General features: G+C 71.8%; 10 protein-coding genes. 1 reads left to right on the top strand and 9 read right to left on the bottom strand.

The features are described 5' to 3' along the window. Both IJH84_RS03910 and glmS read right to left on the bottom strand, forming a co-directional pair. Positions 1-229, bottom strand: a 229-nt coding sequence (locus IJH84_RS03910) for an NAD(P)H-hydrate epimerase (RefSeq protein ID WP_295140254.1), incomplete at its 3' end; no start/stop codon positions are given. Positions 230-496: 267 nt separating this feature from the next. Then, on the bottom strand, positions 497-2,359 hold the full coding sequence (gene glmS / locus IJH84_RS03905; RefSeq protein ID WP_295140249.1) for a glutamine--fructose-6-phosphate transaminase (isomerizing): 1,863 nt from the start codon (positions 2,357-2,359) through the stop codon (positions 497-499). 110 nt (positions 2,360-2,469) lie between these two features. Between glmS and IJH84_RS03900 the strand changes: the two genes are divergently transcribed. Beyond that, entirely contained in the window at positions 2,470-3,297 is an 828-nt protein-coding gene (locus tag IJH84_RS03900) for a dienelactone hydrolase family protein (protein ID WP_200068437.1), read from the top strand. A 33-nt stretch (positions 3,298-3,330) separates the two neighbouring features. On the opposite strand, the gene IJH84_RS03895 is transcribed toward IJH84_RS03900, so the two are convergent. The 7 genes from IJH84_RS03895 to IJH84_RS03865 all read right to left on the bottom strand — a co-directional run. Beyond that, complete coding sequence (locus IJH84_RS03895) at positions 3,331-3,621, bottom strand: hypothetical protein (protein ID WP_200068436.1); 291 nt, start codon at positions 3,619-3,621, stop codon at positions 3,331-3,333. A gap of 7 nt (positions 3,622-3,628) precedes the next feature. Continuing rightward, positions 3,629-5,107, bottom strand: coding sequence for a hypothetical protein (locus tag IJH84_RS03890; RefSeq protein ID WP_295140244.1), 1,479 nt, complete (start codon positions 5,105-5,107; stop codon positions 3,629-3,631). After that, complete coding sequence (locus IJH84_RS03885; protein WP_200068434.1) at positions 5,104-5,409, bottom strand: type VII secretion target; 306 nt, start codon at positions 5,407-5,409, stop codon at positions 5,104-5,106. The genes IJH84_RS03890 and IJH84_RS03885 overlap by 4 nt, the downstream gene beginning before the upstream one ends. A 291-nt stretch (positions 5,410-5,700) precedes the next feature. Then, a complete protein-coding gene (locus IJH84_RS03880) occupies positions 5,701-5,862 on the bottom strand; it encodes a hypothetical protein (protein WP_200068433.1) in 162 nt (53 codons plus the stop codon). Positions 5,863-5,913: 51 nt separating this feature from the next. Beyond that, complete coding sequence (glmM, locus tag IJH84_RS03875) at positions 5,914-7,248, bottom strand: phosphoglucosamine mutase (protein ID WP_295140235.1); 1,335 nt, start codon at positions 7,246-7,248, stop codon at positions 5,914-5,916. Between the two features lie 123 nt (positions 7,249-7,371). Beyond that, positions 7,372-7,806 (bottom strand): 30S ribosomal protein S9, encoded by a 435-nt coding sequence (gene rpsI / locus IJH84_RS03870; protein ID WP_295140260.1) that lies wholly within the window; start codon positions 7,804-7,806, stop codon positions 7,372-7,374. Positions 7,807-7,892: 86 nt separating this feature from the next. After that, the coding region (locus IJH84_RS03865) for an uL13 family ribosomal protein (RefSeq protein WP_295140257.1) at positions 7,893-8,060 on the bottom strand (168 nt) is incomplete at its 5' end.

The raw sequence follows: 8,060 nt of genomic DNA, 5'->3' as shown, positions 1-8,060 counted from the left end.
GGCGCCGCAGGTACACCCCGGCCCACAGCGCGTCACCGCCGTTGTTGCCGCCGCCGACGAGCAGCGTCACGTGCCTGCCCGTGGGCGTCCCGCACGACTCGGCCAGCAGCCGCGAGCCGGGCAGCGCGACCGCGTAGGCCGCCCGGCGCATCACCACCGGTTCCGGGACCTCGCCGAACAGCTCGGCTTCGGCCGCCCGGATCTGTTCCGGGGTCCACACTCCCTGCACGCACGACCTCCCGAGGTTCGCCGGTGAACGGACCGTCCGACCGGATTTCCCGGAGCTACCACCGGCACCCCCGGCCCCGCTGATCAACGGCGAGCGCCGGAGCCGTGCCGACACGCCCCGCACATCGCTCGATCCGGCCGAGTTGATCGGAGCGACCGATCGACCAATCTAGCCGGACCGACGAGTCGTTCACTCCCAACCGATCACATCGATCAAGTGACGTCGCGGTGCGTCGGGCGCGACGCACGCCGAACGCGGTCGGCTAGCTCACTCGACGGTGACGGACTTGGCGAGGTTGCGGGGCTTGTCCACGTCGTAGCCGCGGGCACGCGCGATCTCGGCGGCCAGCACCTGCAGCGGAACCGTCGAGACCAGCGGCTGCAACAGCGTCGCCACCGCCGGGATCTCCACCAGCTCGTCGGCGAACGGGCGCACCGCCTCGTCGCCCTCCTCCGCGATGACGATGGTGCGCGCCCCGCGCGCCTGGATCTCGCGGATGTTGGACAGCATCTTCGAGTGCAGCAGCGCCCGGCCCTTCGCCGAAGGCATCACCACCACCACCGGCAGGCCGTCCTCGATCAACGCGATCGGGCCGTGCTTGAGCTCCCCGGCGGCGAAGCCCTCGGCGTGCATGTAGGCGAGCTCCTTGAGCTTCAACGCGCCTTCCAGCGCCACCGGATAGCCGACGTGCCGCCCGAGGAACAGCACCGCCTTGGAGTTCGCCAGCGCACGCCCCAGCTCGCGCATCTGCTCCACAGTGGACAGCGCGCGGCGCACCGCCTCCGGCATCGCGGCCAGCTCGTCGAACTCGCGGGCCACCTCGTCGGAGTACTTCGTGCCCCGAGCCTGCGCCAACGCCAAGCCCACCAGGTAGTTCGCGGTGATCTGCGCCAGGAACGTCTTCGTCGCCGCAACCCCGATCTCCGGACCCGCGTGGGTGTAGAGCACCGCATCGGACTCGCGCGGGATCTGCGCGCCGTTGGTGTTGCAGATCGCCAGCACGCGGGCGCGCTGGGTGCGCGCGTGCCGCACCGCCTCCAAGGTGTCCGCGGTCTCGCCGGACTGCGAGATCGCGACCACCAGCGTGTCGCGGCCCAGCACCGGGTCGCGGTAGCGGAACTCGCTGGCCAGCTCCACTTCCACCGGGATCCGGCACCAGTGCTCGATCGCGTACTTCGCCAGCAGGCCCGAGTGGTACGCGGTGCCGCAGGCCACCACGAAGACCTTGTCGATGTCGCGCAGGTCCTGCTCGGTCATCCGCTGCTCGTCGAGGACCACCCCGCCGCGGGCGAAGTGCCCGCGCAGCGTGTTCTGCAGCGCCTCCGGCTGCTCCTCGATCTCCTTGAGCATGAAGTAGTCGTGCCCGCCCTTCTCGGCGGCCGACAGGTCCCAGTCCACGGTGAACGGCTTGGCAGGCACCTCTTCGCCCGCGAAGTCGGTCACCCGGTAGCCGTCCGGGGTGATCGTCACCACCTGGTCCTGGCCGAGCTCCACCGCGTCCCGGGTGTGCTCGATGAACGCCGCGACGTCCGAGGCCACGAAGTTCTCCCCGGAGCCGACGCCCACCACCAGCGGTGACGAACGGCGCGCCGCGACGATCTTGCCCGGCTCGTCGGCGTGCGTGACGACCAGCGTGAACGCGCCCTCCAGCCGAGCGGCCACCGCGCGCACCGCCGCGCTGAGGTCACCGGCGCCGGGGCCTGCCGAGTAGGCGGCGGCGACCAGGTGCGCAGTCGTCTCGGTGTCGGTCTCGCTGGTCATCTCGACACCGGCGGCCTCCAGCTCGGCGCGCAGCACGGCGAAGTTCTCGATGATGCCGGTGTGCACCACCGCGACCTTGCCCGCGGTGTCCTGGTGCGGATGCGCATTGCGGTCGGTCGGCGCACCGTGCGTGGCCCACCGGGTGTGGCCCATGCCGCTGGTGGCGGTGAACCGGGCGCCGTCCAGCCCGGCCAGCTTGCTCTCCAGATTGGACAGCGCACCGGCGGCGCGTTCGACCGCGAGCCCTCCCGCGCCGTCGAGCATCGCTACTCCCGCGGAGTCGTACCCGCGGTATTCCAGCCGTCTGAGCCCGTCCAGCACGACGTCCAGTGCTTGCCGATGTCCTGCGTAACCCACGATCCCGCACACTCGAGCCAGCGTAGCCACCGCGCTGGAACCGCTCAGAACGGGCGGGCGCCCGCGCGGGCCGGACCGTGGCTGCGGCGGTGCGGGGGGCTCGTCGGCTACCGTGACCGACCATGGCGCGGAATGCCAAGAAGGCGTTGGAAGAACTGGCCCATCGCGGACCGCACGAGGTGCTGCACGGCGACCTCGCGCTGGTCGGAATGCCCGGCGTGGTGTGCACCCCGCGCAGCGGCCGCGGGCTGCCCGCCGTCGCATTCGGGCACGGGTGGCTGCAATCACCCCGCCGGTACGGGTCGCTGCTGCGGCACCTCGCCTCGTGGGGCATCGTCGCCGCCGCTCCCGGCACCCAGCGCGGGCCGCTGGCCTCGCACCGGCTGTTCGCCGCGGACCTGCGGACCGCGCTGGACATCTGCGTCGGCGTGCGGCTCGGTGAAGGCGGGATCAGCGTCGACGCCGACCGGCTCGCCGTCGCGGGGCACGCGATGGGCGGCGGCAGCGCCGTGCTCGCCGCCGCCGAGGACAGCCGGGTCCGCGCGGTCGGCACGTTCGCGGTCACCGAGACCGCGCCGTCCGCGGTAGCGGCCGCGTCCGGGGTGACCGTGCCCGGCCTGCACCTGACCGGCGGCAACGACCTGCTGGCGCCCGCGGTCGCGAACGCCCAGCCGATCGCCGCCACCTGGGGCGGGCCGGTGCAGTTGCGCGAGCTGAAGAAGGCCAGCCACCTCGGCTACACCGACGGGCGGCACTGGAGCGAGCTGCTGCTGCACGGCAAGTCCGAGTGGGGCACGCGGCGGTTGTCCCGGGCGTTGCTCACCGCGTTCCTGCTGCGAACCTTGACCGGGGACAAGCGCGGGGACGTGTTGCTGGACAACGACGTCTCCGGGACCGCGATCGACCAGGTCCGCAGCCGGACGTCCGGCACCCGCGCGGGCGCGGCCTGAAGGCTTTCCGGCGGCTCGTGCCCTACGGGCGGGTCAGCGCAGCCAGGACCCGGCCGAGAAGTCTTCGTCGTCCTCGAACACCGGTCGCCGGGGCGTTGCTGCGGGGCGCTCGACGTCCTGGCGGTCCCGCTGCTCGTGAGCCCGCGCGCCCAGCTCGGGAAGGCCCGCGCGCCGCTCGGCGGCTTCCGCGCGCAGCTGCGCGTTCCGCTCGGCCGCGGCTTGCTCGGCCGAGCGCACCGCGTCCCGGCCGTCCTCGATGCCGTAGCGGTGCCTGGCGACCAAGCTGGTGATCTCGTCGGCGACCCGCTGGTTCAGCAACACCACGCTCGCGTCACTCCCGATCTTCGCCGAAGACCGGCGTCGTTCCCGGACCGGCGACGTCGAACCACGCCTCCGCACGCCGATCACCGGCAGGGCGTTCCTGGTCGCCTGCCTGGTCATCGGCCATGGTCCCCAAGCCCAGCATTCCGGCGCCCATCGTTCCGGCGGAGGAGCCCGCGGACCGCTGCTCGCTGCGCGCCTCCTCCGGTTCGGAGATCGAGGCGAACCCCGTCGCCCCTCGCGAACCGCCGGTCCCGGACTGGTCCGCGGTGGCGAGCCCGATCGCGCCGCTGTGCGACGGCGGGCCGCCGAACGGGACGGAATGCCCCTGCTCAGGAAGGCCCTGCTCCGGCGCGAGACCGCCGGCGAACAGGCGCTGCGACAGGTCGGCGAACGTGCTCTGCACGCTGCCTCCCATTTCGCTCATCGAGTCCGAGCCCGCGGATTGCGGAGCGGTCGAGGCCGGACCCGGCTCACCCGTGCCGGCGACCGGACCGTCCCCAGCCCGCACCGGCTCGGCATCCGGGCTCGATTCCGCCGACTGCGGTGTCGTTCCAGCAGGTCGGTCCTCGCCTCCCGCAGCAGCGGAATCGGCGGTGTGCTCGGCCGGTCGGACGCCGACCCGGCGAAATGGGTTCTCGCTGATCTCCACAGCACTCAGCAACTGGTCGTACGCCCGTTGCACGCACTCCTGCGTGCTGCCGCTCTGCTGCTCGAACTGCCGCAACTTCGCCTGCAACTCCGGTTCGAAAGCGGTGTCGAGCCATTTCGCGGCTTCTTCGACCACATTCCGCCGCAGCTCGTCGCACGCCTTCTTCGCTCCCGGGATCCCGGGCACCGGGCCTTTCCCGGCGATGAAGTCCTTCGCGCTCGGCGCGTAGCCGGAGAACGCACCGGTGAACACGTCGTCCACCCGCGCCAGATCGGCGACCTGCAGATCTCCGCGCGCCTTGCGGATCTCGGCCCTGGTCCCGTCCGGCGTTCTGCCCGCGCACTCCATGTCCGCGGCGAGGTCCAGCACGAACCTCGCGTACTCGCGCACGGCCCGCTCGATGCCGTCGATCACCGGCGGGATCGCCCCGCCGAACGCCGCGAGCTCGTCCAGCACGGCACTGCCCGCGCCGGTGTGCTCATCGATGCTCGCCGCCGCGGACTCCGCCGCCTCACCCTCCCAGGTCCGCAACGCAGCGCGGAACTCACCGTTGATCAACTCGTAGTCCGCCAGCAACGCCCGGTGCACCGCATCGAGCAGCCGCGCGTCCTCCCGGAACGCGCCGAAGTCGATACCGCGCAGCCGGTCGTACCTTTCCAGGACATGGCGGTCGAATCCAAGCTCTTGCCCGGTCCACTCCGCCAGCAGCGGCAAGAATTCCCGGAAGAACCGGAGACCGTGCGCGCCATCGTCGAGCAGTTCGTCGGAAGTGTGCACGACCCCGGCCTCGTTCAACCGCCGCCCGGCTGCGTCGAACCCGCGCATCGGCTCGGTCATCGCACCTTCCCGAGCTCGTCCGCCCCGGCCCGGTCGATTTCGGAATACCGGCGCGCGACCGTCCGGAAAGCCGCGGCGAACTCGTCGCTCCGCTCCGCGAACGCTCGGACGTTCGCGCCGAGCCGGCGCATCGCCTCCCGGTACGCGGAACCTTCCGGCCCGAATTGGCGGCCCGCCGGATCCGGCTCGGCCCCGCACGCATCGATCTGCTCGGCCTGCGCGCGAATTCGCCCAGCCGCGTCCGCGAACGCCTGCGCCGCGCGCTGGACGTCCTGGCCCGAAGTGCCCGTTCCCGTCGTCACGGCTGCCCTCCACCGGCCGGTCGCGGCGAATTCGATCGACGCATCCTGGCAGCGGTGCGCCGGCGATGGAGGCGAGTCGGGCAGAACACTTGCAATCGCGAACGCGGCCCGGTCGATGGGCACAACAAGAATCGGCCGCCGAGCCAACCGGCTCGCGGCCTTCCGCACGCAGCGGCTCAGCCCACGGTCAGGAAGTAGGTCAGCAGCACCGACAGCAGCATCGCTGCCAGCGGAAGCACGACCACGATGAGCAGGTCGCCGAAGGCTCCTCCGCGCATCACCGCACCCCGCTCAATGCCTGCGGCGCTGACGGCGGTTCACCCACCACTGACCGCCATCGTGCACTGCGTTGATGGCTTTGGACCCGAAGATCGCGAACGTGCCGAGCACGATGATTGCCCCGACCAGCAGGACGGCCGCGACTGCGACTATGGCGACGACGATGGCACCCATGTGAGCAGCATCTCACACTTGCGCCGCGCAACGGAGACCTAAATCACAAGATCACCGGATGGCAGCAACGACCTCGGCGATCCGCCGCGCCGTCGCGTCCGCGATCTCCTCGCTCGGCGCCTCCACCATCACCCGCACCAGCTGCTCGGTGCCGGAGGGGCGCAGCAGCACCCGGCCCTGCTCACCCAGCTCGGCCTCGGCATCCGCGACGGCCTGCGCCACCGTCGGCGCGGACACCGCCACCGACTTGTCCACGACTCGCACGTTCTCCAGCACCTGCGGCAACCGGTGCATCGTGGTGCCCAGCGAAGTGAGCGTGCCGCCGGGGGCCGCCATCCGGCCCATCACGCGCAGCGCGGTGAGCAGCCCGTCGCCGGTGGTCGCGTGGCCCGGCAGCACCACGTGCCCGGACTGCTCACCGCCCAGCGAGAACCCGCCCGCGCGCAGCTCCTCCAGCACGTAGCGGTCGCCGACCGCGGTGGTGCGCAGCTTGATGCCGTGCTCCCGCATCGCCAGGTGCAGGCCGAGGTTGCTCATCACGGTGGCGACCAAGGTGTCGTCGGAGAGCTCGCCGGTCTCCTTCATCGCCACGGCCAAGATCGCCAGGATCTGGTCGCCGTCCACGACGGTGCCCGCCGCGTCCACCGCCAGGCAGCGGTCCGCGTCCCCGTCGTGCGCGATGCCCAGGTCGGCGCCGTGCTCCACGACGGCGGCGCGCACCGCGTCCATGTGCGTCGAGCCCACACCGTCGTTGATGTTCAGGCCGTCCGGCTCGGCGTGCAGCGCCACGACCTCGGCGCCCGCCCTGCTGTACGCCTCCGGCGCGGGGACCGAAGCGGCGCCGTTCGCGCAGTCCACCACGACCTTGATGCCGTCCAGCCGCTGCGGCGTCGCGATCAGCAGGTGGTCCACGTAGCGCTGCACCGCGTCCGGCACGTCGCGCACCCTGCCGACGTGCTGTCCGGTAGGACGCTGCACCTGCTCGTAGAGCCGGTCGGCGATCTCGTCCTCGACCAGGTCCGGCAGCTTGTGCCCGCCTGCGGCGAACAGCTTGATCCCGTTGTCCGGCATCGGGTTGTGCGAAGCGGAGATCATCACGCCGATGTCCGCGCCCAGCTCACCGACCAGGTAGGCCACCGCGGGCGTGGGCAGCACGCCCACCCGCAGCACGTCCATGCCCTCCGAGGCCAGCCCGGCCGTGACGGCGGCCTCCAGCATCTCCCCGCTCGCCCGCGGATCCCGGCCGACCACCGCGACCCGGCGGCGGGAGTCGTCCCGGTCGTAGAGCACGCGGGCGGCGGCCGCCGAGACCGCCAGCGCCAATTCCGGCGTCAGATCCGCGTTCGCCAGACCGCGGACCCCGTCGGTGCCGAACAGCCGGGACATGGGCAGCGAAACCTCCTGGGTCGACGGCAGGCCGAGCCCGGCACCGGCCGGGCACAAACACCACGGGAGCAGCCTCGGCGCCGGGTGCGACGCCGCGACTGCTCCCGTGGATCGTACGAAAGGTCAGCGCTTGCTGTACTGCGGAGCCTTGCGCGCCTTCTTGAGGCCGTACTTCTTGCGCTCCTTGGCCCGCGAGTCGCGGGTGAGCATCCCGGCCTTCTTCAGCGCGGGACGGTCATCGCCGTCCAGCTGCGACAGCGCGCGGGCGATCGCCATGCGCAGCGCGCCGGCCTGCCCGGAGGGGCCGCCGCCGCGCAGGTTCGCGGTCACGTCGAAGCCCTCGGCGCGGTCCACCAGCGTCAGCGGTTCCTTGATGATCTGCTGGTGCACCTTGTTCGGGAAGTAGTCCTCGAGCGCCTTGCCGTTCAGCTTGAAGCCGCCGCTGCCCGGCGCCAGGCGCACGCGCACGATGGCCTGCTTGCGGCGACCGACGGTCTGCACCGGGCGGCCGGCCGGAATCGGCGCGACCTCGCGCGGGGCCTCCTCCTCGGCGAAGATCTCGCCGACGCTGTCGCCGACGGTCTCGGACAGCGGAGTCTCCTCCGCGGCGGGCGTGGTCACGGGCTGGTCCTCGGGTCCCTCAGTCACTTCTCGACCTTCGCGTTGATCTGGTACGGCTGCGGGTTCTGGGCCGCGTGCGGGTGCTCCGGTCCGGCGTAGACCTTGAGCTTCTTGCTCATCGCCCGGCCGAGCTTGTTCTTCGGCAGCATCCCCTTGATGGCCTTCTCCAGCAGCCGCTCCGGGTGCGACTC

This window comes from Saccharopolyspora sp., assembly GCF_017434145.1.
Lineage (GTDB): Bacteria > Actinomycetota > Actinomycetes > Mycobacteriales > Pseudonocardiaceae > Saccharopolyspora_C > Saccharopolyspora_C galaxeae.
Note: the sequence above shows the minus strand (reverse complement) of the source record. Positions and strands in the feature narration are given on the sequence as shown.

Excerpts from the sequence above, each read along its gene's own strand:
- IJH84_RS03900 (WP_200068437.1), top strand. The coding sequence starts at position 2,470 with ATGGCGCGGAATGCCAAGAAGGCGTTGGAAGAACTGGCCCATCGCGGA.
- glmM (WP_295140235.1), bottom strand. The coding sequence starts at position 7,248 with ATGTCCCGGCTGTTCGGCACCGACGGGGTCCGCGGTCTGGCGAACGCG.
- IJH84_RS03890 (WP_295140244.1), bottom strand. The coding sequence starts at position 5,107 with ATGACCGAGCCGATGCGCGGGTTCGACGCAGCCGGGCGGCGGTTGAAC.
- IJH84_RS03880 (WP_200068433.1), bottom strand. The coding sequence starts at position 5,862 with ATGGGTGCCATCGTCGTCGCCATAGTCGCAGTCGCGGCCGTCCTGCTG.